Consider the following 23,222-nt stretch of genomic DNA (forward strand, 5'->3'; position numbering starts at 1 on the left):
ATTGGGGGAGATGATCGGGTGAGGGCGAGGATCGCGCGATGGGCGGCGGCCGGAGCGGCGCTGGCGGTGATCTCGGCGGCGAGTCCGGCCCTGGCCGGTTTCTCCGTGCGCGACGGCAAGCTGGTCGACGCCTGCGGCGACGTCTTCACAGCGCGCGGCGTCAATCTTCCCCACGCCTGGCGGCCCAAAGCTACGAGCAAAGCGATCCGCGAGTCTGCGGCCCTGGGCTCCAACACGGTGCGGGTGGTGCTGAGCGACGGCACGCGTTGGCGGCGCACCTCGCCTTCGACCGTCCGCCGGATCATCGCCAAGGCCCGTCGCGCCGGTCAGGTCGTCATCCTCGAGGTCCACGACACCACCGGCTACGGCCTGGAGCCCAAGGCCGCCCATATCGGCTCGGCCGTGGCCTATTGGGTGAGCCTGGCCCCCGTGCTGCGCGGCCAGGAGGAATACGTCCTGGTCAATATCGGCAACGAGCCGACGGCCGGAACCACTACCGGGGTCCAGTGGCTGGAGGCCCACCGCACGGCGGTGATCGCCCTGCGCGCGGCTGGCCTGCGCCACGTTCTGGTGATCGACGCCCACGACTACGGCCAGGACCGCTCGGGGACCATGCGCGACAAGGCCGCCGAGCTCTTCGCCGCCGATCCGCTGAAGGCCCTCGTCTTCGACGTCCACATGTACGAGGCCTACGGGACGGGCGAGACCGTGCGGGCCTATCTCCAGGCCTTCGCCGACGCGCGCCTGCCGCTGATCGTCGGTGAGTTCGGCCCCGACCACCGGGGCGAGCCGGTCGACGAGGAGGCGATCTTCCGCCTGTTGAACGCCATGGGCGTCGGCTACCTGGCCTGGTCGTGGTCAGGCAACGCCCCCGAGGTCGCCGACCTCGACCTCGTCGAACGCTTCGACGGCCGCCGGCTGACGCCCTGGGGCGAGCGGTTCTTCCACGGTGCGAGCGGGGTCGGCGAGACGGCGCGCCGGTCGCGGGTGTTCGCGGGCTGCCGCTAACCCTTCTTGGCCGCCGCAGACTCGGCCAGCACGCGCGACAGGATGGTCAGCAGTTCGCGGCCGGCGATCTCGTCGAGGTCGCCCAGTATGCCGCGCGCCTCCACCGGCAGATGGTCGGCCGCGTCGCCTTCGGTGCGGAAGACGTAGTGGTCGAACATCGCCTTCCAGGCCTGGCGGTGGGCCGGGGGCAGGCCGCGCAGGGTCAGCATGGCGTGCATGAAGGCGTCGCGCGGCGCGCCCCGGCCCTGGTTGTGGGCGGGCCACCAGTAGTTCACCAGCATGTTGACCGGATCGAGCGAGCGCACGTGGTGCCACCACAGGTACGGCACGTAGATGGCGTCGCCGGCCTCGAGTTCGACGGTCTGGGCCGCCTCCAGCGCCTGGGCGAAGCGGGGGAAACGCTCCAGGTCCGGATTCTCGAACTCCACCAGGCTGATGGTCGCTCCGGCCGGCGTGCGCTCGAACGGCCCGATATAGAGGTTCTCGACCTGGTCGGGCGGGAACAGGGTGAAGCGGCGGCGGCCGGCGACGACGCAGGCGATGTTCTCGTACGGGTCGTTGTGAGCCGCGACGATGACCCGGTTGCCGATCCAAACCCGGGGTTCGATCTCGGGGCCCAGCAAGGGCAGGGGATTGGCCTCGGCGAAACCGGGCAGGGCGTTCCAGGTCGGCACTGACTGGGCGGCCAGGGCGTCCTGCTCGCCGCTGGCGGCGTACTGGGCCAGGAACGAGAAGGTCTTGCCCAGCCGCGCCCGGCCGCTGCGGAAGTTCATGTCGAACAGGTTGTCGCCGTAGAACAGCCGGCCGCTCGCTTCGGCTGGGGCGAAGACCGTGCCGACCGTCTGGCCGGAATCGAAGCGCGACAGGTAGTCGAACAGGGCGACATGGCCCTGGCGGCCGGCCTCGACCACCGGCCAGTGCGCGGCCAGGCCCCGGATGACCACCGGCTCGGCGGCGGCCGTCAGGGCCGCGAGCGCCTCCGGAGAGGCCGCGTTCGATTCGCGGATCTGTTTCACTGGCGAAGCCTCCCCCTCGAAGGTCGTCACCCTTCGGCGGGGCGTACGGAAGGCGGAATGTGTCTGTCAGGCAACAGCGGTTGGCAAGGCTCGCCGATTAAACAAAATAATTTTATAAAATGCTGGCGCGCGGACATTTGCTGCGGTTATGAAACGATAAGCGCCCGCGTTGAGACGGGCGCGACGGGAGGAAGCGCGACGCCGAGCATGCTTGGCCAAGGCTTCCCATACATCGGCGGCGAACGCCGTCATTGCCAAGGCGAAAGCCCTGGAAACTTGAGGGGACGCGCCCACGGCGCGACCTGGGAGGGGACGAGCTATGAGAACTACGCGAATCCGCATGGCCGGATGGATGGGCGGCGCTTCGGTCGCGGTGCTGCTGAGCGCGGCGCCGGCCCTGGCGCAGGAGACGGTGTCGACCGCTCCGACCGCATCCCAGGCCTCGCCTTCCGACACCGTCGAAGACAACGCTGTCGAGACCGTCATCGTCACCGGCCAGCGCGCGGCGCTGAAGTCGGCCCAGCAGATCAAGCGCGACGCCGACACCATCGTCGACTCCATCACCGCCAACGACATCGGCGCGTTCCCCGACAAGTCGGTCGCCGAGGCGCTGCAGCGCGTGCCCGGCATCACCGTCAACCGCTACGCCTCGACCAGCGACACCACCCACTTCTCGGCCGAGCCCTCGGGCGTCATCGTCCGCGGCCTGTCGCAGGTGCGTTCGGAGTTCAACGGCCGCGACACCTTCAGCGCCAACTCCTCGCGCGGCCTGTCCTGGGGCGACGTCTCGCCCGAACTGATGGGCGGCGTCGACACCTACAAGAACCAGACGGCCGAACTGATCGAAGGCGGCATCGCCGGCAGCATCAATCTGCGTACGCGTCTGCCTTTTGACAGCGCTGGCCGCACGATCGGCCTGACCACCTCGCTGAACTACGGCACCCTGTCCGAACAGCTGACGCCGGAAATCTCGGGCATCTACAGCAACCGCTGGGACACCGAGATCGGTGAGTTCGGCCTGATGGTGAACGGCTCGCATTCGGAGCTGAACACGATTTCCGAAAGCGCCCAGTACGGCCGCATGGGGGTCTTCGAGGACACCGCCGCCTATGGCGCGGGCAAGAAGTACATCCCGTCGTGGTACCGCCTGGCCCACACCGAGTTCGACCGCACCCGCAACGGGATCTCGGCGGCCGGCCAGTGGCAGGACAACGACCACAAGTTCCTGGCCACCGTCCAGTACAACAAGTCCAGCTACGAGAACATCTGGAACGAGCGCTCCGTCCAGGGCAGCGCCTTCAGCCTCTATGCTCAAGACCCGCGGATGGTGATCAGCAACGCCAGCAGCTGGCTGATGCCGGCGTCCGGCTCCAAGTTCACCTTCGACGACGAAGGCAACTTCGAAAGCGGCATCATGACCTCGCCGCTGGGCTGGGTCGGCAACCTCACCTCGGCCAGCCCCGACTGGGCCGGTTACCTGATCGGCCAGACCTCGGGCGGCCAGCCGATCATCAACCCCTGCTACGGCTGGTCCGGCTGTACGCCCGCCGACCAGCGCGGCGCGGAAGTCTCGACCGACACCCGCTACAACTACAACAGGCAGTCCACCCAGGACCTGTCGTTCAATCTGAAGTGGGAGGCCACCGACCGCCTGCGCTTCAACTTCGACGTCCAGAAGGTCGACGCCACCGTCCACAACTACGACGCCGACGTCGGCATGGTGGCCTATGGCAACCTGCAGCTGGACGCCACCGGCGATCATCCGACGATGACCATCCTGCCGGGCACCAACATCAACTACGCCGCCGGCGGCCTGGCCAATCCCAACGCCTGGCGCTTCAACAACGTCAACAACCACCTGGAAGACAGCGAAGGCGAGCAGCTGGCCCTGCGCTTCGACGCCAACTACGACCTCGGCGACGGCTGGCTGAACACGCTGAAGGTCGGCGCCCGCTATGCCGATCGCGAGCAGACCGTGCGCTGGAGCGCCTACAACTGGGGTGGCATCGCCAACGCCTGGGGCTGCGACAACCGCGGCGTCAACAGCACCGACTACCTCTGGTACAACGCCGACCGCACGGCCTCGGCCACCAACGTCAACGGCGACTGCGACGCGGCGACCGCCAACACCACGTTCAGCGGCTGGTCGCCGAACCTCACCGACGTGCGCAGCTTCAACAACATCTTCGACGGCAACGTCCTGAACTCGGGCCTGCTGACCTTCACCAGCATGGACGTGGTCAAGGACCTGGCCGCGCTGCAGAAGGCGTTCGGCTACGCCAACACCGGCGTCGGCTCGTCGAAGTGGAACGCGGTCTGCTACCGCGCCGGCGAGACCAACTGCTACCTCCCCGAGGAAATCGCCGACGTCGAGGAAAAGACCCAGGCCGTCTACGCCATGCTGAAGTTCGGCGGCGGCGACCACACGGTGTTCGGCTTCCCGGTCAGCGGCAATCTCGGCGTCCGCTATGTCGAGACCAAGAACACCAGCAACGGCGCGACGATCTACGCCGACATGTCGACGCTGACCTCGCAGACCTGCGGCACCAACTCGCCGCCGACCGATCCGATCACCGGCCTGCCGCTGAACATTCCCTATCTGCCCAAGACCATGGGCTGCTACGTCTCGGCCGACGACTTCAAGTTCGCCAGCGGCGGCGGCACGACCGGTTCGGCGAACGCCAAGCACCGCAATGTGCTGCCGAGCTTCAACCTGAAGGTCGATCTGAATGACGAATGGCAGGTTCGCCTGGCCATCTCGCGGGCCATGTCGCGTCCCGACATCGGCTACATGAAGAAGTACCTGAAGATCAGCGCGACCCTGCCGAGCACGACCAACCTCAGCGATCCGCTGTGGGTCAAGGACTCGGCCGGCACGATCACCGCCGCCAACGTCCAGTACACGGCCGACGCCTACAATCCGTACCTGAAGCCGATGACGGCCGACCAGATCGACATCAGCCTCGAGCACTACTTCTCGGAAGTCGGCTCGCTGACGGTCGCGCTCTTCTACAAGAAGTTCAACGACTACATCCAGTACGGCGGCTTCTACCAGGACGTCACCAACAACGGCGTGACCCGCTCGGTCTTCACCCGTGGCCCGATGAACGGCGACGGGGCCAAGATCCGCGGCGCGGAAGTGGCCTACCAGCGCTACTTCGACTTCCTGCCCGCGCCCTTCGACGGGCTGGGCATCCAGGCCAACTTCACCTACCTAGAGAACAAGGGCGTCAAGAACCAGAACCTGACCAACGCCTCGGGCAACGGCAGTTCCAACACCAGCGGCGGCGGCATCTCGCAGTCCGCCGGCGCCATCCGGGTGGACAGCCTCGAGGGCCTCTCGAAGTACTCCTACAACGTCGTGGGCATGTACGAGAAAGGCCGCTGGGCCCTGCGCGCCGCCTATAACTGGCGCTCCAAGTACCTGCTGACCGCCATGGACTGCTGCCTGCTCTATCCGATCTGGCAGGACGACGCCGGTTATCTTGACGCCTCGATCCGTTACCGGGCCACCGACAACCTGGAGATCAGCCTGCAGGGCAGCAACCTGCTGAACACCGAGTCGGTGCTCAAGCAGCAGGTCACCGACGCCGACGCCGGCGGCCTGCTGAAGGACAACGCTTGGAACCGTACGGACCAGCGTTACCTGCTGACCTTCCGCTTCAAGTACTAGCGGCGATCAAGGAGGGGCGGGCCTAAGGTCCGCCCCTTCGATTTTGCGAGACAAACGGCCTGGGGGCGGCGAACTTCAGGGCCGGTTCCTGGGGAGGAAGTCCGTCGATCATGGAAGCCAATACGCCTCTTGAGATCGTCATCGTCGGCGGCGGCACGGCCGGCTGGATGGTGGCGACCGCCCTGGTCAGCGGCCTGCGGCCGCATCAGGCCCGAGTTCGCCTGGTCGAGTCCGACGATATCGCCACCGTGGGGGTGGGCGAGGCCACCATCCCCGCCATGCGCGACTACAATCGCTTCGTCGGCATCGACGAGGTCGAGATGCTGCGGGCGACCAACGGCACCTTCAAGCTGGGCATCGAGTTCCTCGACTGGGGCTTCAAGGGCTCGAACTACCATCACCCCTTCGGCGTGCACGGCCAGTCGATCGGCGGCGCGGGCTTCCACCACCAGTGGAACAGGGCGCGGCTGGCTGGCCACGAGTTCGACATCGAGGACTTCTCCTACGCCATCGCCGCTTCGCGCGCCGACCGCTTCGAGTTTCCCAACCCGAACCCCGAGGCCATCGATTCCACCTACAGCTACGCCTACCATTTCGACGCCAGCCTCTATGCGAAGTTCCTGCGCAAGGTGGCCGAGAGCCGGGGCCTCAAGCGCACCGAGGGCAAGGTCGTCGATGTCACCCTGGACGGCGCCAGCGGTGACGTCGCCTCGATCACCCTGGCCTCGGGCGAGGTGATCAAGGGCGACTTCTTCGTCGACTGCACGGGCTTTCGCGGCCTGCTGATCGGCCAGACCCTCAACAGTCCGTTCGAGGACTGGACCCACTGGCTGCCCTGCGACCGGGCCTGGGCCGTGCCCTGCGCCCGCGCCGGCCGCTTCACGCCCTTCACCCGCTCGACCGCCCGCGAGGCCGGCTGGCAGTGGCGCATTCCGCTGCAGCACCGCACCGGCAACGGCTACGTCTATTCCAGCGCCCACATAAGCGACGACGAGGCCGCCGCCGTCCTGCTGGCCAATCTCGACGGCGAGGCGCTGGATGATCCGCGCCCCATCAAGTTCAAGGCCGGCCGCCGCACCGCCTCCTGGACCCGCAACGTCATGGCCGCGGGCCTGTCGAGCGGCTTCCTCGAGCCCCTGGAGTCGACCAGCATCTACCTGATCCAGATCGCGGTCATGAACCTGCTGAAGCTCTTCCCGGGCAAGCGGGTCGAGCCGGCCCTGGTCGAGGACTTCAACCGCCGGGTCGACATGGAATACGACCGGGTGCGCGACTTCCTCATCCTGCACTACCACGCCAACACCCGCACCGACGGGACGCTGTGGAAGCAGTGCCGCGAGATGCCGATCCCCGACAGCCTGCGCGAGAAGCTGGAACTGTTCCGCCATCGCGGCCATGCGCCCAACTATCGTGACGGCCTGTTCGCCATGCCCAGCTGGATCTCGGTGCTGCTGGGGCAGGGGGTGACGCCGCAGGGCTACGATCCGATGGCCGACAACGCGCCCCTGGCCCAGACCCTGGCCGAGCTGGAGCGCCAGCGCGCGGCCATCGCCCGCCGGGTTCCCGCCATGCCCAGCCACGCCGAGTTCATCGACCGCCACTGCGCCATCCCCGCCCGCGCCGCCGCGGAGGCCATGGCGTGAGCGGGCCGGTGAAGACCGCCGTCGTCGTCGGCCGGGGAACCACTCCGTGGCTCACGGCTCTGGCCCTGCGCCGCGCCTTCGGGGCCGGCGGGCTTTCCGTCCGCGTCGTCGAGACCGGACCGCCGACGCCCGGCCTGTCGCACGCCGGCGTGCCGGCCCTGGGCAATTTGCACCAGCTGCTGGGCCTGTCGGAGGCCGAGGTGGCGCGGCGCTGCGGCGCGGTTCCGTCGCTGGGCCAGAGGTTCGCGGGCTTCGCCGGCGACGGGACGGCCTTCCTGCACCCCTACGACACCCACGGCCAGTCGATCGACTATGTCGACTTCACCCACCACTGGGTGCTGGCCCGCCGGCGCGGCCTTCAGGCGGCGCTGGAGGACTTCTCGCTCGGGGCGGCCGCCGCCAAGCAGGGTCGGATCGTCGAGGGCGACGATCCCGGCCGGCTGTCGGTTCCCGGCGTCGGCCTGCACGTCGACGCCACGGCTTATGCGGCCTTGCTGCGCCACCACGCCCTGGCGGCCGGTGTCGCCGTCGAGCAGGGCGCGGTCGCCGAGATCGACCACACGGGCGACCTGATCGCCGCCGTCGTGCTGGAGACCGGGACGCGGGTCGCCGGCGACCTGTTCGTCGATGCCGGCGACGGCGCGCTGATCGGCCAGATGCCGGGGGCTGGGTTCGAGTCCTGGAGGGACTGGCTGCCCTTCGACCGCGTCCTGCCGCTGGCCGGGCGTCGCCTCAGCCCGGCGCCGGCCTTCGCCCATATCGAGGCCGTCGATGGCGGCTGGATCGGGCTTTATCCGCTGCTGGACCGCACGGCGGGTCTCGCCGTCTACGACTCCCGCACGACCGATGGCGAGGCCATGCTGCGCCGGGCCGAGGCCGTCTCTGCTCTGGGCTGGCGTGCCGGCGAGCCGCTGGCCCTGTCGCCCGGCGTCCAGACCCGTCCGTGGATCGGCAACTGCGTGGCCGTGGGCGAGGCGGCGGTCGTGCTCGATCCGTCCGACGCCGGGCCGCTCTACAGCCTGCAGGCGGCGATCTCGCATCTGGTGACGCTGTTCCCGGTCGACGCCGCCGGCGGGCCCGAGGCGGGCGCCTATAACGCCGCCGTGCGCGCTCACGCCGCCAGCCTGCGCGACTTCCAGGCCATGCACTACCGACTTGCCAAGCGCGTCGGCGCGCCGTGGGAGGCCGTCCGCGCGGTCGAACCGCCGGCCGACCTGGCCGCCAAGCTGCGCCTGTTTTCCGCCCGCGGCGTCGTGCCGGCCCGTGAAGACGAGGCCTTCCAGGCCGCCAACTGGGCCGCCTGCATGATCGGCCACGGCCTGATCCCTCAGGCCCACGATCCCCTGGCCGAGGGCGTCGCCGAGGCCGAACAGATCCAGGTCTTCCAGACCATCCTGCGCCGCATCGCTGTTGAGGTGGGCCAGATGCGCCCGCTGGAGGCCAGGCTCGCGGCCCTCGCGCCGCGTTCGGCCCCGGCCGCGCCAACGCCCCTGAGGTTCACGTGACCCAAGCTGTCCGCAACATCGTGGTCGTCGGCGGCGGCACCGCCGGCTGGATGACGGCCGCCGCGTTTTCCCAGGTCGTCGGCACGCAGCGCTATTCGATCACCCTGGTGGAGTCCGAGCAGATCGGCACAGTCGGAGTGGGCGAGGCGACCATCCCGATGATCCTGCTCTTCAACAAGGTGCTGGGTCTCGACGAGGACGTCTTCATCCGCGAGACCAACGCCACCTTCAAGCTGGGCATCGAGTTCGTCGACTGGCGCAAGCGCGGCCACAGCTACTTCCACCCGTTCGGCCTCTACGGCGCCGACATGGACGGCGTCGGCTTCCAGCACTTCTGGCTGCGCTGGGCCCGCGAGAGCGGCCAGACCGATCACAGCCTGTTCAACGCCGAGTCCCTGGCCGCCAAGGCCGGGCGGTTCCTGCGCGCCCCGCCGCAGAGTCTCGCGACCCTGCCCAAGATCAACTACGCCTTCCAGTTCGACGCGGCGCTCTACGCGGCCTTCCTGCGCCGCTACGCCGAGGCCCGGGGCGTGGTCCGCGTCGAGGGCAAGATCTCGGGCGTCGAGCGTGATGGGGAAAGCGGCCATGTCTCGCGTCTGGTGCTCGACGACGGCCGTACGGTCGAGGGCGACTTCTTCGTCGACTGCTCGGGCTTCCGGGGCCTGCTGATCGAGGAGACCCTCGGCGCCGGCTACGACGACTGGAGCCGCTGGCTGCCCTGCAACCGCGCCGCCGCCATGCCCTGCGCGCGGGCCGGCGAACTGACCCCCTATACCCGCGCCACAGCCCGCGAGGCCGGCTGGCAGTGGCGGATTCCGCTGCAGCACCGCACGGGCAACGGCTACGTGTTCAGCGACGCCTTCATCGCCGAAGACGAGGCCGTGCGCCTGCTGGGCGAGCGCCTGGACGGCGCGGCCCTCGCCGACGCCAAGGTGCTGAAGTTCACCGCCGGCCGCCGCCGTAAGAGCTGGATCGGCAACGTCCTGGCCATCGGCCTGTCGAGCGGCTTCCTGGAGCCGCTGGAGTCGACCAGCATCCACCTGGTCCAGGCCGCGATCGCCAAGCTGCTGGCCCTGTTCCCCAAGACCGGTTTCGACCCGTGGGTGGTCGACAAGTTCAATCGCGAGATGTCGCTGGAATACGAGCAGGTCCGCGACTTCATCATCGCCCACTACAAGGTCACCGAGCGCGACGACACCGAGTTCTGGCGCTGGTGCCAGGCCATGGTCCCGCCCGACAGCCTGATCCAGCGGCTGGAGGTGTTCCGCACCCGCGGCGAGGTGCTGGTCGGCCAGCAGGAGTTGTTCAAGGAGACCAACTGGTTCGCCATACTGGCGGGGCAGGGGCTGATCCCGGAAGACTACCACGCCGTCGCCGACACCATCTCGTCGGACGAACTGCGCCGGCGCGTTGGCATGATCCGCTCGGCGATCAACGAGCGGGTGGCCGGCATGCCGCCGCACGACCTCTATCTCGACAAGGCCGGCCTGCTGGGCGCGGCGGCGCGGGCCGCCGTTCCGGCCTAGCTGGATCGATTGGTCGGACCATTCTCGCGATTGGTATGACTTCTCGTTGACAAGCCGGCCTCCGTCGTCCGAATGCTAGCGGTAACAAAGGGCGTTGGCGGGAGGCTTGGGTGAGGGGCTTGAAGACCTGGTTCGGGGCGGGCGCGGCCGTCGTTTCGTTGCTGGCGGCCCAAATCGCCTCCGCCGAGATCCCCCGCCTCGAAAAGCACGGAACCAGCGCCCGTCTGGTCGTCGACGGCAAGCCGATGCTGGTGCTCGGCGGCGAGCTCGGCAACTCCAGCGCTTCCAGCCGCGCCTACATGGCCCGCCACTGGCCGCGCCTGAAGGCGATGAACCTCAACACCGTGCTCGCCCCCGTCTCCTGGGAACTGGTCGAGCCGAAGGAGGGCGCCTACGACTTCTCCAGCGTCAATGACCTGATCGCCGACGCCCGCGCCCAGGACATCAAGCTCGTCCTGCTGTGGTTCGGAGCCTGGAAGAACAGCATGTCGACCTACGTCCCGGCCTGGGTGAAGCGCGACCAGACCCGCTTCCCGCGCGTGCGGGCGCAGGACGGTTCGAGCGTCGAGATCCTGTCGGCCTTCTCCGACGACACCCGCAAGGCCGACGCCCGGGCTTACGCCGCCCTGCTGGCCCACATCAAGGCCGTCGACGCCGATCGAAACACCGTGCTGATGGTCCAGGTCGAGAACGAGATCGGCATGCTGCCCTCGGCCCGCGAACACGGCCCGGCCGCCGACAAGGCCTATGCCGGCGAGGTCCCCGCCGCCCTGATCCAGCGCCTGAAGACCGGCGGCGAGGCGGTCGAGCCTGAGCTGCGCGACCTATGGAAACGCAATGGGTCAAAGGAGAAGGGCGCCTGGGCCGCCGTCTTCGGCGCCGACGAGGCCGGGCAGGAGGTGTTCACCGCCTGGTCCTACGCCCGCTACACCGAGGCCGTCGCGGCCGCCGGCAAGGCGGCCTGGCCGCTGCCGATGTACGTCAACGCCGCCCTGAACCGCACTGGCAAGAAGCCCGGCGAATATCCCAGCGGCGGGCCGCTGCCGCACCTGCTCGACGTCTGGAAGACCGGCGCGCCGAGCCTGGATCTGCTGTCGCCCGACATCTACTTCCCGAACTTCAGCGACCTGGCCGCCCGCTTCGTGCGGGCCGACAACGCGCTCTTCATCCCCGAGGCCAACAACGCCAGCGCCCCGGAGACTCCGGCCAACGCCTTCTACGCCTTCGGAAACCTCGACGCCCTGGGCTTCTCGCCCTTCGCCATCGAGAGCGTCAACGCCGACGAGCAGAAGGCCATAACCGACGCCTACGCCGTCCTGCGCCAGCTGACGCCGGCCCTGCTGGCCGCCCAGGGCAAAGGGACGATGGCCGGCTTCAAGCCGCGCGTGCTGGAGGACGGGACGGTGCAGGATGCGCCCGTCAGCAAGGTGATGGGCGACTACCGCTTCGAGGTCGGCTTCATCGATCCCTGGACGTCCAAGGCCGCACAGAAGCCCGCGACCCACGGCGGGCTGATCATCCAGGTCGGCCCCGAGGACTATCTGATCGCCGGCCGGGGGATCGTCGTCACCTTCGCCGGGGCGGGGAAGGGGCCGCCGCTGGCCGGCATCGACCGCGCCGAGGAGGGCGTGTTCGACGACCAGGGCCGCTGGATCCCCGGCCGCCTGCTCAACGGCGACCAGACCCACCAGGGCCGCCACATCCGCCTGTCGCCCGACCAGTTCCAGATCCAGCGGGTGCGGTTTTACCGGTATCGGTAGGGGGCCTCACATCCGCCACCGCAACCCCACCCGCAGCTCCCGCCCCGTATCGTGCCGATAGGTCGGGATCAGCGTGCGGTCGCTGAACTGCCGCTGCGGCGCGCCGGTCAGGTTCGAGGCCTCGGCCGTCAGGGCCAGGCTCGGCGACAGCTCCAGCCGCGCTGCGGCATCCAGCGTGGTCAGCGGATCCACCCCGTCCACGTCGCCGCCGTTCGGGGCGGGGATGGTGGCGATGTAGCGGCCGCGATGGCTGACGGCGACCCGCGCCTCCAGGCCGGGTCGCTGGTAGGCCAGCGCCAGGTTGGCCGCCAGGCGCGGCGCGCCCAGGGCGTCCTGCATGTCCGCCCAGGCGCCGGTCTGGTCGAGCAGTCGCACCACCGTGCGGGTGTAGGCGCCCGCGCCCTGCAGCGTCCAATGCTCGCCGAGAGCGGCGCGGAACGAGGCCTCGGCCCCGGTCAGGCGCCCCGGTCCGGTGTTGATCGGCCGCGAGAACTGCCAGATCGGCAAGGTCGGCGAGCAGTCCAGCGCCGCCCCGCAGGCCGCCGCCGCCACGCTGTCTGGCAGACCGAACGGATTGGCGGCGAACGGCGCCGGCCGGGTCGTCGTCGACTGCACGGTGGTGGCGATGTTCTTCCGATAGACCGCCGCCGTGACCTGCAGGCCGGGCCTGGGCCGCCAGTCCACCGACAGGTCGAAGGCGTCGGCTCGGGTCGGGCGCAGGTTCGGATTACCTGACGAGGCCGTCTTGGCCCCGGTGGTCGACAGCCCCACGCCCGGCCGCAGGCTGATCAGGTCGGGCCGCACCATGACCCGCGCCGCGCCGAACCGGACCACGACGTCGGGCGCGGCGCTCCAGGCCAGGTTCATCGACGGCAAGGCCGACCAGTAGGCGTTCGACGCCGTCGTCCAGCGCAGGCCGGCGTCGGGCGCGACGTCCAGCCCGCCGGCCTCTATCCCGGTGCGCACCGCCCGCACCCCGGCCTCGCCCCAGACCCTTCGGCCGGCGTCGCGCGGCACGGCCAGTTGCAGATAGAGCGCGTCTGCCCGCTCGGTCACCGCGTAGTTCAGCGCCGCCACCGGGCCGGGGCCGGTCTGGTAGCAGGCCGCCGCCAGCGCCCGCGCCACGTCGAAGGCCAGCCATTGGCTGGGCGCGCCAGCGACGCCGAAGTCCACGCCTTGGCCGACCAGCAGGGCGTAGTCGGCCACCGACAGGCCCGAAAGGCCGCCGGGCAGCACGCTGTTGACGTTGCCGATGCCGCCGTCCGAGCGCATCCGCGCCGCCCCGACGGTGCGATAGGTCTTGGCCAGCACGCCCACGCGCCAGTCGATGGGGCCGGTGCGGTCCTCCAGGTCCATCGCCAGCGACCGGTAGCTGTTGTCCACCCAGTTGGGATCCGACCGGAACTCGCTGGCGGTCCAGGCGCCGGGGTTGGTCAGGGCCGCGTCGCCGAAGCTCAAGGCCGGCCGGTCGCCGTCGGAGAAGTCGTAGGCGAAGCCGTCGACGTCGAACTGCTCCAGATAGAGCGTCTGCTGCACCGGATTGCTGAAGTCCGAGCGGCTGAAGCCCAGCAGCACCCGACCCTCGACGCCCTCCCGGAAACGATGGCTGGCCGCCAGGGTGGTCTGACGAAAAACGGTGCTGAGCGCGTCACGGCGGGCCTCGGAGCGCACGTCCACCCCGTCGAAGCGGCCTGCGATCAGCACCGGCCTGCGGCCGCCATACATGACAATGTCGCCGCTAGTCACCGTCACGGCGTTGAGCCCGCAGCGCGGATCGGCCGGCGCGCCGCAGACCCCCGGTGTGCGGAAGGTGAAGCTCTCCAGCAGGTTCTCGCGCCGGTTCGAGCGCAGCTCGGCGTAGATCACGTCCAGGGCGATGCGCGTCGCGTCGCTGGGCCGCCACTCCAGCGAGCCGGTCAGGCCCAGGCGCTGCTGGTCGATCTCGACCAGCTCCAGGCGAGGGATCCTGGCGTGCAGGGCGGCGTTGACGGCGCCCAGGTCCAGCGGGGGCAGGGCGGCGCCGAAACCCGGTGCGACGGCGTCTCCCGTCTCCCACTGGCCGGCGCTCGCCCCGGCCTCCAGCGTCGAGCGTCCCGAATAGGCGGCCGAGACCAGCACGCCCAACCGGCCCGCGGTGTCGCGCGCCGAAAGCACCGCCGACACCCGTGGCCGCGCCCGGTCCGACAGGGTCTGGTAGCCGGCCTCGGCCGCCAGCATGGCGTGCCGCCTGGGCAGCTCCAGCGGCGAGCGGGTGCGCATGTCGACCGTCGCCCCCAGCGAGCCCTCGTCGAGGTCGGCCAAGGCGGTCTTCTGCAAGCGGACCTGCTTGAAGAGATCGGCGGCGAAGACGTTGTAGTCGAAGGCCCGGCCGCGGTTGGTGCCGCCGATGGCGTTGCTGGCCCCGAAGGTCGCCAGGGTCTCCATGCCGTTGACGCGCACCCGGGTGAAGCGGCCGCCGACCCCGCGCACGGCGATCTGGCGGGCCTCGCCGGCCTCCGGTCCCGCCGCCACGCCCGGAATCTGCCGCAGGGCGTCGGCCAGGCCCAGGGCGCCGGCGCCGCGCAGCTGCTCCTCCAGCAGCACGTCGACCTGGCCCGGCGCGTCGCGGGCTTCGTCCTGCGCCGGTTCGGCCAGCGGCCGGGCGACCACGCTGATCGCCGAGACGGTGATCAACTCTTCCATCTCGATCGACGATGGGGAAGGGCGAGGGACGGCGGGCGCGGTGACCACGACCTCGCTGCGCCGCCTCAGCGCCACGACCCCGCCCGTTGAGATGGTGAAGTCGAGGTCCGAGCCCGCCAGCAGGGTCCGCATCGCCTGATCCAGCGACATCGATCCGGAAAGGCCTGGCGCGCGCCGTCCGGCCGTGAGGGCGGCGGGGGCGGCGATCGGCGCGCCGGTCCTGGCCGACACCGCCAGCAGCGCCGTCGCCAGCGGCTGGGCCGGCTGGTCGAAGGAAAAGCGCCGCTCGGCTGGCGCTGAATAGGCCGGCGCAATCGCCAGTCCCGCGACCGCCAGCGCGCCGATCGCGGGCGCGATCCTCATTTTGTCGCGTCGATCGTGCGGCTTCCGTCGGCCGCGACCCGCACGCCGACCGGCAGGATCTCCGGCAGACTGGCGATGAAGCGGTCGGCCTGGTCGAGCTGGAAGCTGGCGGTGATCCGCAAGGCCGCTGCGCGCGGCGTCGCCCGCACCGCATGGCCACGCGCCGCCAGGTCGGCGACCACGTCGCCCAGCGGCGCGTCGGCATAGGCCAGGCGGCCGCTCCGCCAGGCCGCCGCCTCGGTGGGCGCGGCCAGCTTGCCGGTCTGCGCGCGACCGCCGTCGATCTGAACGTAGTCGCCGGCCCCCAGCCGCGCGACCTGTCGGCGTTCGCGGCCCTGGTAGACCGCGACCCGGCCTTCCTCGACCGCCACCCGCACCTGACCGCCGGCCCCGGCCCGGGTGTCGAAGCGGGTGCCCAGCACCTCGACCTCGGCGCCGCCGACCGCCACCTGGAACCGCCGACCGTCGGCCTTGCGCACCGCGAAGAACGCCTCGCCGCGCTCCAGCACATAGCCGCGATCGTTCCAGCGCGAGGCCTGGGCCAGTCGCGCGCCCGGCGCCAGCACCGCGGTGCTCCCGTCCTTCAGCGCCACCTGCCGAGCGGTGGTCCCGGCCTCGAACGGCGCGGGCGGCGGCGCCAGCACCAGGGCCGTGACCAGGCAGGCCGCCAGGGTCGCGCCGGCGGCGATCCAGCCGACCGGAACGCGGCGAGGGGAGGGCCTCTTCAGCGCCTGCACCTGGCCCAAGGCCAGCAGCAGCGCCTCGGCTTCCTCATAGGCGCGGACATGCTGCGGATCTGCGTCCAGCCAGGCGCGCAACTGCGCCGAGCGCTCCGGCGGGAACGGCTCGCCCAGCACCGCCAGGACCCAGGCCCGGGCCTCCCGCCCGATCGGCGAGTCAGGATCGACGGCTGCGTTCACGGGACAGGCCTCTATAGTCGATGACGCCGCGCGTCAGGGCGCGCTGGCAGACGGCGGCGGCTTCGTCGATGGTCTTGCGCACCAGCGCTTCGGAGACCCCCTCGCGGCGACCGATCTCGGCGAAGCTCAGCCCCTCGATGCGGTTGGCGGCCAGATAGCGGCGATGGCGTTCGGGCAGGCCGGCCACCACCTTTTCCAGCAGCTTCAGGTCGTCGCGGGCGATCAGGGTCCGTTCGACGTCCGGCGGCTCGTCCGGCTCCAGGGCCGCGGCGGAGACGTCGAGCAGGCGCGCCGTCCGCTGACGGCTGCGCCGGCCGTCGAGGGCCAGGTTGATGGCGACGCGGAACACGAAGGCGCGGGGGCTTTCCAGCGCCCGGTCCGACGGCCGCTCGCCCAGCTTCAGGAAGGCCTGCTGGGCAACATCTTCGGGATCGGGCGGACCGCCGCCGAAGCGCGCGCGCAGGAAGGCGCACAGGTCGCTCCAGTCCTGGGCGTAGGCGTGGCGGTAGGCCGACCGGTCTTTCCACAGCTCGGCGCCCCACAGCTCGGATTTGTCGCGAGCCTCTGGCCGCTCCGCCCTCGACACGGGGCCTCCCCAATCACCCGGTTCTGGCCGGTGGGCGGACGATGCTGGCGAATGTCCGCAGGATCAATGCGCGGCAAAAAATATGCACCCGCCGCGATTTTCTTGTGCGGATCGGCAAGGCGGAAACGTCGTTCGTGGTCAGGTGAAAACTTGCTGAAATTTCCCGCAATTATTTAAGTTACCGGTACCTTTTTCGCTTTTCGTCGTGATTGCGACATGCTTATTTCAATCGTGACACCGGTGGCTATCCGGGCGAGACGGCCGACAAAGGCCGCGATTGGGAAGGGGAGGCGGCGCCATGAACAGCTCTGCACGCGACTCGCAAGCGTCGCCGGACGGCCGCGCCGAGGCCGAAGCCCGGCCCGCCGAGGAGCCCGTCTTCGACATCGGCCGCGCGTTCCAGACAGATGTCGGCGACATGCTGACCCGCTCGCTGTGCCGCCAGATCCGCCAGGCCCTGCTCGAGGGCAAGGCCGTCGAACTGCCGGGCCTTGGCCGCTTTGAAATCCGCGACAAGCGCCGCTACGGCCTGGTCAATCCTTCCAGCGGCGCCCGCGCCGACCTGGGCGGCGAGCGCGCCGTCGTCTGGCGTCCCGACCGCAAGCTGCTGCGCGACCTGAATTCCTCCCGAGGCGATGTTTGATGCGTGTTTCCATTCCCGGCCATCGCTTCGGCCTCGTCTCCATGCTCGCCTTGGCGCTGGCCACGGCGCCCGCCGCGTTCGCCGCCGACGCCTTCCATGACGTAAGCCTCTCGCCCGAGACCCGCGCCGCCGACCTCGTCTCGCGCATGACGCTGGAGGAGAAGGCCGGCCAGCTGAAGCACGCCGCCCCGGCCATCCCGCGCCTGGGCGTCCCGGCCTACAACTGGTGGAGCGAGGGCCTGCACGGCGTCGCCCGGGCCGGCGAGGCCACGGTCTTCCCGCAGGCCATCGGCATGGCCGCGACCTGGGACGTCCCCCTGATCCACGACGTGGCCGACACCATCGCCACCGAGTTCCGCGCCAAATACCTCGACAAGCGCGGTCCCGACGGCGCGGTCGCCCAGTATCGCGGCCTGACCGTCTGGTCGCCCAACATCAACATCTTCCGCGATCCGCGCTGGGGCCGGGGCCAGGAGACCTGGGGCGAGGACCCGCACCTGACCGCCGCCTTTGGCGTCGCCTTCGTCCAGGGTCTGCAAGGCGACGATCCCGCCCACTACAAGACCGCCGCCACCGCCAAGCACTTCGCCGTGCACAGCGGTCCCGAGGCCGACCGCCACCACGACGACATCCATCCCAGCAAGCACGATCTGGCCGACACCTACCTGCCGGCCTTCGAGGCCCTGGTGAAGCAGGGCAAGGTCGAGGCCGTGATGTGCGCCTACAACGCCGTCGACGGCGTGCCCGCCTGCGCCAGCGATGTCCTGCTGAAGGACACCCTGCGCGGCAAGTGGGGCTTCAAGGGTCACGTCGTTTCCGACTGCGCCGCCATCGCCGACGTCTTCCTGCCGACCTCGCATTCGTACGTTAAGACCCCGGCGCAGGCCGTGGCCGTCAGCGTCAAGGCCGGCACCGACCTGATCTGCGCCGAGTTCGGGGCCGACAAGAGCGCCGATATCGGCCCGATCGTCGAGGCGGTGAAGACCGGGCTGATGAGCGAGGCCGAGCTCGACCAGGCCGTCCGCCGGCTGTTCATCGCCCGCATCAAGCTGGGGCTCTTCGATCCGCCGGCGACGGGGCCCTACGCCAGGATCACCTCGACGGACAACGACACCCCGGCCAACCGCGCCCTGTCGTTGAAGACGGCCCAGGCCTCGATGGTGCTGCTGAAGAACGACGGTCTGCTGCCGCTGAAGGCGGCGCCGAAGCGGATCGCCGTCATCGGCCCCAACGCCGACAGCCTCGACGCCCTGGTCGGCAACTACAACGGCACGCCGTCCAAGCCGGTGACCGTGCTGGCCGGCGTCCGCGCCCGCTATCCGGACGCCCAGGTCGCCTATGTCGAGGGGACGGGCCTGGTCGGCGCGCCGATGGCGACCCTGCCCAATGACGTCCTCTGCGCCGACGCCGCCTGCGCGGCCAAGGGCGTCAAGGTCGAGACCTTCCAGGGCCTCGCGCTGGCCGGCGAGGCCAAGGCCGACGCCGCCGCCAACGTCCAGGTCGCCTGGGGGCGTCCGCAACGGGAAAAGCGCCAGACCTCAACGCGTTGGAGCGGCTATCTCAAGCCCACCGAGACCGGCGTCCATCGCTTCACCCTGCGCGGCGAGGGAGGCTATCGGGTGATCGTCGACGGCAAGGTCGTGGTCGACGCCTGGAAGCGCCCGGCCGACGCCACGCCGGAGGGCGCCGTCGCCCTGACCGCCGGCCAGGCTCGCGCCATCACCGTCGAGGCCTGGCAGGACGGCGACCGCGGCGACCAGCGCCTGACCTGGAGCCGACCCAGCCAGGGCGCCGAAGCCGCGATCGCCGCGGCCAAGGACGCTGACCTCGTGCTGTTCGTCGGTGGCCTGACCGCCAAGCTGGAAGGCGAGGAGATGTCGGTCCGCGCCCCGGGCTTCGCCGGCGGCGACCGCACGCGCATCGACCTGCCGGCCCCGCAGGAGGCGCTGCTGGAAGGCCTGCAAGCCACCGGCAAGCCGGTCGTGCTGGTGCTGATGAACGGCTCGGCCATGGCCGTAAACTGGGCGGACGGGAAACTGCCGGCCATCGTCGAGGCCTGGTATCCGGGCGGCGAGGGTGGTCACGCCGTGGCGGGCCTCATAGCGGGCGACTTCAATCCCTCTGGCCGTCTGCCACTGACCTTCTACCGTTCGGCCGACCAGCTGCCGCCGTTCAAGGACTACGGCATGGCCGGGCGCACCTACCGCTACTTCGGCGGCGAGGCGCTCTATCCGTTCGGCCATGGCCTGAGCTTCACGACCTTCAAGTACGGCCAGCCGAAACTGGTCAGGACCGTCAAGGCCGGCGAGGGGCTGAAGGTCTCGGTGGACGTCACCAACGCGGGCCAGCGAGACGGCGACGAGGTGGCGCAGCTCTACGTCTCGCGCGGCGGCGCAGGCGCACCGGTGCGGTCGCTGAAGGGCTTCCAGCGCGTGGCCCTCAAGGCCGGCGAGACGAAGACCCTGACCTTCGATCTCGATCCCTCGGCCCTCAGCGTCGTCGATGCGGCGGGCGTGCGTTCGGTCGAGGCCGGCCCCGTCGACCTCTGGATCGGTGGCGGTCAGCCCGTTTCACGGCCAGGTCTCGCCAAGCCCGCCGGTGTCGCCGCCCGCCTCGACGTCTCCGGCCGCAAGGTGCTGCCGTGAGGCTCGACCGCCGTTCCTTCCTGGCCGTCGGCGGCGCGGGTCTCGCCGCGACGGGGATGGCCGCGCCCGCCTCGGCCGCCGACCTCCTGGCCGTGCCCGACGAGGGCTGGAGCCTGTGGATCGACCAGGCCGCGCCGTGGAAGGACGACGTGCTGCACCTGCCCAGCGCCGTCGATCTCGCCGCCCTGCCGGTCAACCCGCCGACCGGCGGCTGGACCGCGCTGAAGGCGCCCGACGCCATCACCGTCAGCCTGCCCACCACGGTCGAGGAGCACTTCTGGGGCAGGTTCGCCTCGCGCCCCTACGGCGCCGACGAATACCGCTACGCCGAGGACGACGACGTGCCCCGCTACGGCGCCTACAAGGGCGTCTCGTGGTGGTCGCGGTCGATCGACATTCCAGCCTCGGCCAAGGGCAAGCGCGTCTTGCTAAACCTACGCGGCGCGCGGCTGCGGGCCGAGGTGTTCCTGAACGAGCGGCTGGTCGGCTATTCGATCATGTCGGAGCTGCCGTTCGCCTGCGACCTGACGGCGGCGATGCAGCCGGGGCAGGCCAACCGCCTCTCCATCCGCATCACCAATCCCGGCGGCCGGTTCGACTGGCGCGACAGCACCACCATGGCCTGGGGCAAGGTCAAGCTCTTCGCCTCCCACGGCTTCGGCGGCCTCGATCGCGGCCTGACGCTGAGCGTCCATCCGCTGACGGCGCGCATCGACGACGCCTGGGTGCTGAACACGCCAGATCCTCGCACCGTCACGGCCTTCATGGACGTCGTGCTGGAAAAGCCCGTCGCGAGCCCGCAGGCCTTGCGCGCCAAGGCCTCGGCGACCCTCGTCGACGATCAGGGCGCGCCGGTCGCCGCCGACATCAAGCTGGAGAGTCTCGAAGCCCTGGAGGACGGCCGCCGCCTGCGCGTCCGCTTCTCAGTGACCGCGCCCAAGGCCGATCTCTGGGACCTCGACACGCCGCGCCTGCATCGCCTGCGCCTGTCCTGGGCCGAGACCAGGCGTGACATCGACACTCGCGAGGTCCGCTTCGGCTTCCGCTGGTTCGGCGTCGAGGGCGTGGGGACCAACGCCCTGCTGCGGCTGAACGGCCGCCGCATCCGGCTCTATTCGGCGATCTCCTGGGGCTATTGGGGCTTCAACGGCCTGTGGCCGACCAAGGACCTGGCCCGTCGCGAGGTCACCTCGGCCCGGACGCTGGGCCTCAACGCGCTGCATTTCCACCGCAACGTCGGCAAGCCCGAGGTCTTCCAGGCCATGGACGAGATGGGCCTGTTGCGGGTGATGGAGCCCGGCGGCGGCCGCCACGCCATCGGCCGCGACCTCAAGCCCGGCGAGGCCCTGTCGCCCGCCGACGCCTTCAGCCGCCAGTTCATGGTCGAGAAGTGCCAGGCCATGGTGCGCGCCTTCCGCTCGCACCCGTCGCTGGCCCACTACACCCTGCAGAACGAGATCGGCGCGAACCTGGCCAATCCCGACGTGCAGTTCGTGCTCAAGGCCATGCACGACCTCGACCCCAGCCGCGCGGTCATCCTCAACGACGGCTTCGTCAAGCGCGGCGCGGCCCAGGCGATGCACCTGCCCTATGACGACCACTACTACCGCTCGGACGTCGAGCAATGGGGCGGCTGGTGGGTCGAGCATCAGGGCGCCGGCGACCAGTGGTACGACCGATTCTACGCGGGCAAGGACGACTACATCCACCGCCAGACCGGCAAGCCGTTCATCGTCGAGTTCGGCGAGATGCAGGGCTGCGCCGTCGCCGACAACCACGTGGCCATGGTGGCCGAGATCCTGGCCAGGGGCGGCAAGAGCTACGACCTGGAGGACCACAAGGCGATCGTCGGGGCGACCAGCGCCTTTCTCGACCGCTGGGGCTTCCGCAAGGCCTTCCCGACCACCGAGGCCCTGTTCCTGTCGGTCGGCGCCAAGGCCTACGAGGCCTGGCGCAACTACCTGGAGAACATCCGCCTTGGCGAAACGGTCGATGTCGCCGCTATCTCCGGCTGGGAAAGCACGGCCATCGAGAACCACTCGGGCATCGTCGATGTGCTGCGCGGCTTCAAGGCCGATCCGGCCCTGATGAGCCAGAGCCTGCGGCCGGTTCTGGCCGTCGCCAAGCCCCGCAAGCTGGCCTATGTGCCGGGCGAGGCGGCAGAGCTGGACCTCTGGCTGTTCAATGACACCGGCAAGTCGGTGAGCGGCGACCTCGTGCTCAGCGTGATCGGTCCTGACGGCGCCGAACGGGCGGCGGGCCGCTGGCCGGTTCCCGCCCACGAGCCCGACCGCCTGTCGTGGCTGGTCGCCGAAAGCGTCCGCACCCCGGCCTTCGAGCGGGAAGGGCGGCATGTGATCCGACTGGTGCTGGCGGGTTCGGGCGAGGTGGTTTCCGACCGCGAGATCTGGGTCGCCGCACCGCACGGCGCGCCGCGCCGCAAGCTGAAGCTCGCCGTCTCCGGCGTCGCCAGGAGCCTGCGCGTCCAACTGGAGAAGCAGCCCGGCGTCGTGGTCGAGGATTTCAAGCCCGGCGTCCGCTACGACGGGATCGTCGCCTCGGGCCTGAAAGCCGAAGAGATCGTCCGTCGTCAGGTCGGCGAGCAGACCGGCCTCGAGGCCCAGCCCAAGAAGGGCGAGAAGGTCGAACTGGTGCTCGGCGAGCTGCCCGCCGACGTGCTGGCCGCCGTCGCCGCCGGAACCCCGCTGCTGGCCATGGTGCAGGAAGACGGCCTTGCCGAAGGCGTCGCGCGGCAGCTCGCCAGCCTTGGCCTCTTCACCTACGCCGGCCAGGTCGGCGGCCTGCGGGCCCCGTGGATGGGCAACTGGAACTATGTCCGGTCCCACCAGACCTTCGCCGGGATCCCCGCCGATCGCGCCATGAGCGTGCTGCACCAGGTCGAGGGCCAGCCGTCGAACGGCCTGATCGTGGACGGGGAGGGCGTCGAGGTGATTGCCGCCTACAGCCGCGACCACGACCGCCGCAATGGCGCGGCCAGCCTGATCGCCCGCAAGGGAGTGATGCGGGCGTTGGTCCACCGGCTTCCCGACATGGCCCCGCCCCTCCAGGCCCGTTGGCTCAGCAACGCCCTGGACTGGCTGGCCGCCGATCCGATCACGAGCCCAGGAGGGTGAGCGACGATGTCTAGTGCGTAGAGCCTGACCTGACGGCCGGTCCGCCGGCCGTCCGAGACCACACCAAGAGATCAGCAACGGCCTTCCCGCCGCCACGCCCCCTGGCGCGGCGAATGGG

The 23,222-nt window shown here is 70.0% G+C and carries 13 protein-coding genes; 9 read left to right on the top strand and 4 right to left on the bottom strand.

Annotated elements, in window-relative coordinates:
* The first annotated feature begins 18 nt into the window (after positions 1-18).
* Positions 19-1,008 carry a glycoside hydrolase family 5 protein gene (locus tag AC07NG_RS21310; protein WP_494596210.1) on the top strand — a complete coding sequence of 330 codons (990 nt, stop codon included), beginning with the start codon at positions 19-21 and terminating at the stop codon, positions 1,006-1,008.
* Here the strand turns inward: AC07NG_RS21310 and AC07NG_RS21315 are convergent.
* On the bottom strand, positions 1,005-2,024 hold the full coding sequence (locus AC07NG_RS21315) for a cupin-like domain-containing protein (protein ID WP_494596212.1): 1,020 nt from the start codon (positions 2,022-2,024) through the stop codon (positions 1,005-1,007). The genes AC07NG_RS21310 and AC07NG_RS21315 overlap by 4 nt on opposite strands.
* Positions 2,025-2,364: 340 nt before the next feature.
* Here AC07NG_RS21315 and AC07NG_RS21320 point away from each other — a divergent pair, with 340 nt between their 5' ends.
* The 5 genes from AC07NG_RS21320 to AC07NG_RS21340 all read left to right on the top strand — a co-directional run bounded on the left by AC07NG_RS21320 (position 2,365) and on the right by AC07NG_RS21340 (position 12,131).
* Positions 2,365-5,697, top strand: coding sequence for a TonB-dependent receptor (locus AC07NG_RS21320; RefSeq protein WP_494596214.1), 3,333 nt, complete (start codon positions 2,365-2,367; stop codon positions 5,695-5,697).
* Between the two features lie 110 nt (positions 5,698-5,807).
* The gene (locus AC07NG_RS21325) at positions 5,808-7,340 is read left to right on the top strand and encodes a tryptophan halogenase family protein (protein WP_494596215.1); all 1,533 of its coding nucleotides are present in this window, start codon (positions 5,808-5,810) and stop codon (positions 7,338-7,340) included.
* Positions 7,337-8,845, top strand: coding sequence for a tryptophan 7-halogenase (locus tag AC07NG_RS21330; protein ID WP_494596217.1), 1,509 nt, complete (start codon positions 7,337-7,339; stop codon positions 8,843-8,845). Before AC07NG_RS21325 ends, AC07NG_RS21330 begins: the two co-directional genes overlap by 4 nt.
* Positions 8,846-8,895: 50 nt before the next feature.
* Entirely contained in the window at positions 8,896-10,371 is a 1,476-nt protein-coding gene (locus AC07NG_RS21335; RefSeq protein WP_494596283.1) for a tryptophan halogenase family protein, read from the top strand.
* A gap of 110 nt (positions 10,372-10,481) precedes the next feature.
* Complete coding sequence (locus tag AC07NG_RS21340; protein ID WP_494596218.1) at positions 10,482-12,131, top strand: GH35 family beta-galactosidase; 1,650 nt, start codon at positions 10,482-10,484, stop codon at positions 12,129-12,131.
* A gap of 6 nt (positions 12,132-12,137) precedes the next feature.
* Here the strand turns inward: AC07NG_RS21340 and AC07NG_RS21345 are convergent, their stop codons facing one another.
* Genes AC07NG_RS21345 through AC07NG_RS21355 form a run of 3 tightly spaced genes read right to left on the bottom strand, consistent with a single transcriptional unit; the run spans position 12,138 to position 16,682 of the window.
* Entirely contained in the window at positions 12,138-15,176 is a 3,039-nt protein-coding gene (locus AC07NG_RS21345) for a TonB-dependent receptor (protein WP_494596220.1), read from the bottom strand.
* Complete coding sequence (locus tag AC07NG_RS21350) at positions 15,173-16,096, bottom strand: FecR family protein (RefSeq protein WP_494596222.1); 924 nt, start codon at positions 16,094-16,096, stop codon at positions 15,173-15,175. The genes AC07NG_RS21345 and AC07NG_RS21350 overlap by 4 nt, the downstream gene beginning before the upstream one ends.
* A complete protein-coding gene (locus AC07NG_RS21355) occupies positions 16,074-16,682 on the bottom strand; it encodes an RNA polymerase sigma factor (RefSeq protein WP_494596223.1) in 609 nt (202 codons plus the stop codon). Before AC07NG_RS21355 ends, AC07NG_RS21350 begins: the two co-directional genes overlap by 23 nt.
* Before the next feature lie 298 nt (positions 16,683-16,980).
* On the opposite strand from AC07NG_RS21355, the gene AC07NG_RS21360 reads away from it, so the two are divergent.
* From AC07NG_RS21360 to AC07NG_RS21370, 3 genes are read left to right on the top strand one after another with little or no spacing between them, the layout of a single operon-like run.
* The gene (locus tag AC07NG_RS21360; RefSeq protein WP_487291450.1) at positions 16,981-17,325 is read left to right on the top strand and encodes an HU family DNA-binding protein; all 345 of its coding nucleotides are present in this window, start codon (positions 16,981-16,983) and stop codon (positions 17,323-17,325) included.
* The gene (locus AC07NG_RS21365) at positions 17,325-19,970 is read left to right on the top strand and encodes a glycoside hydrolase family 3 C-terminal domain-containing protein (RefSeq protein WP_494596224.1); all 2,646 of its coding nucleotides are present in this window, start codon (positions 17,325-17,327) and stop codon (positions 19,968-19,970) included. The genes AC07NG_RS21360 and AC07NG_RS21365 overlap by 1 nt, the downstream gene beginning before the upstream one ends.
* A complete protein-coding gene (locus AC07NG_RS21370) occupies positions 19,967-23,104 on the top strand; it encodes a sugar-binding domain-containing protein (RefSeq protein ID WP_494596226.1) in 3,138 nt (1,045 codons plus the stop codon). Before AC07NG_RS21365 ends, AC07NG_RS21370 begins: the two co-directional genes overlap by 4 nt.
* Positions 23,105-23,222 lie beyond the last annotated feature (118 nt).

It is taken from the genome of Caulobacter sp. GW821-FHT10C03, from assembly GCF_059415485.1.

Bases quoted from the DNA above. Each gene is read 5' to 3' on its own strand.
- AC07NG_RS21345 (WP_494596220.1), bottom strand. From the start codon at position 15,176: ATGAGGATCGCGCCCGCGATCGGCGCGCTGGCGGTCGCGGGACTGGCG.
- AC07NG_RS21335 (WP_494596283.1), top strand. From the start codon at position 8,896: ATGACGGCCGCCGCGTTTTCCCAGGTCGTCGGCACGCAGCGCTATTCG.
- AC07NG_RS21365 (WP_494596224.1), top strand. From the start codon at position 17,325: ATGCGTGTTTCCATTCCCGGCCATCGCTTCGGCCTCGTCTCCATGCTC.
- AC07NG_RS21320 (WP_494596214.1), top strand. From the start codon at position 2,365: ATGGCCGGATGGATGGGCGGCGCTTCGGTCGCGGTGCTGCTGAGCGCG.
- AC07NG_RS21360 (WP_487291450.1), top strand. From the start codon at position 16,981: ATGAACAGCTCTGCACGCGACTCGCAAGCGTCGCCGGACGGCCGCGCC.
- AC07NG_RS21325 (WP_494596215.1), top strand. From the start codon at position 5,808: ATGGAAGCCAATACGCCTCTTGAGATCGTCATCGTCGGCGGCGGCACG.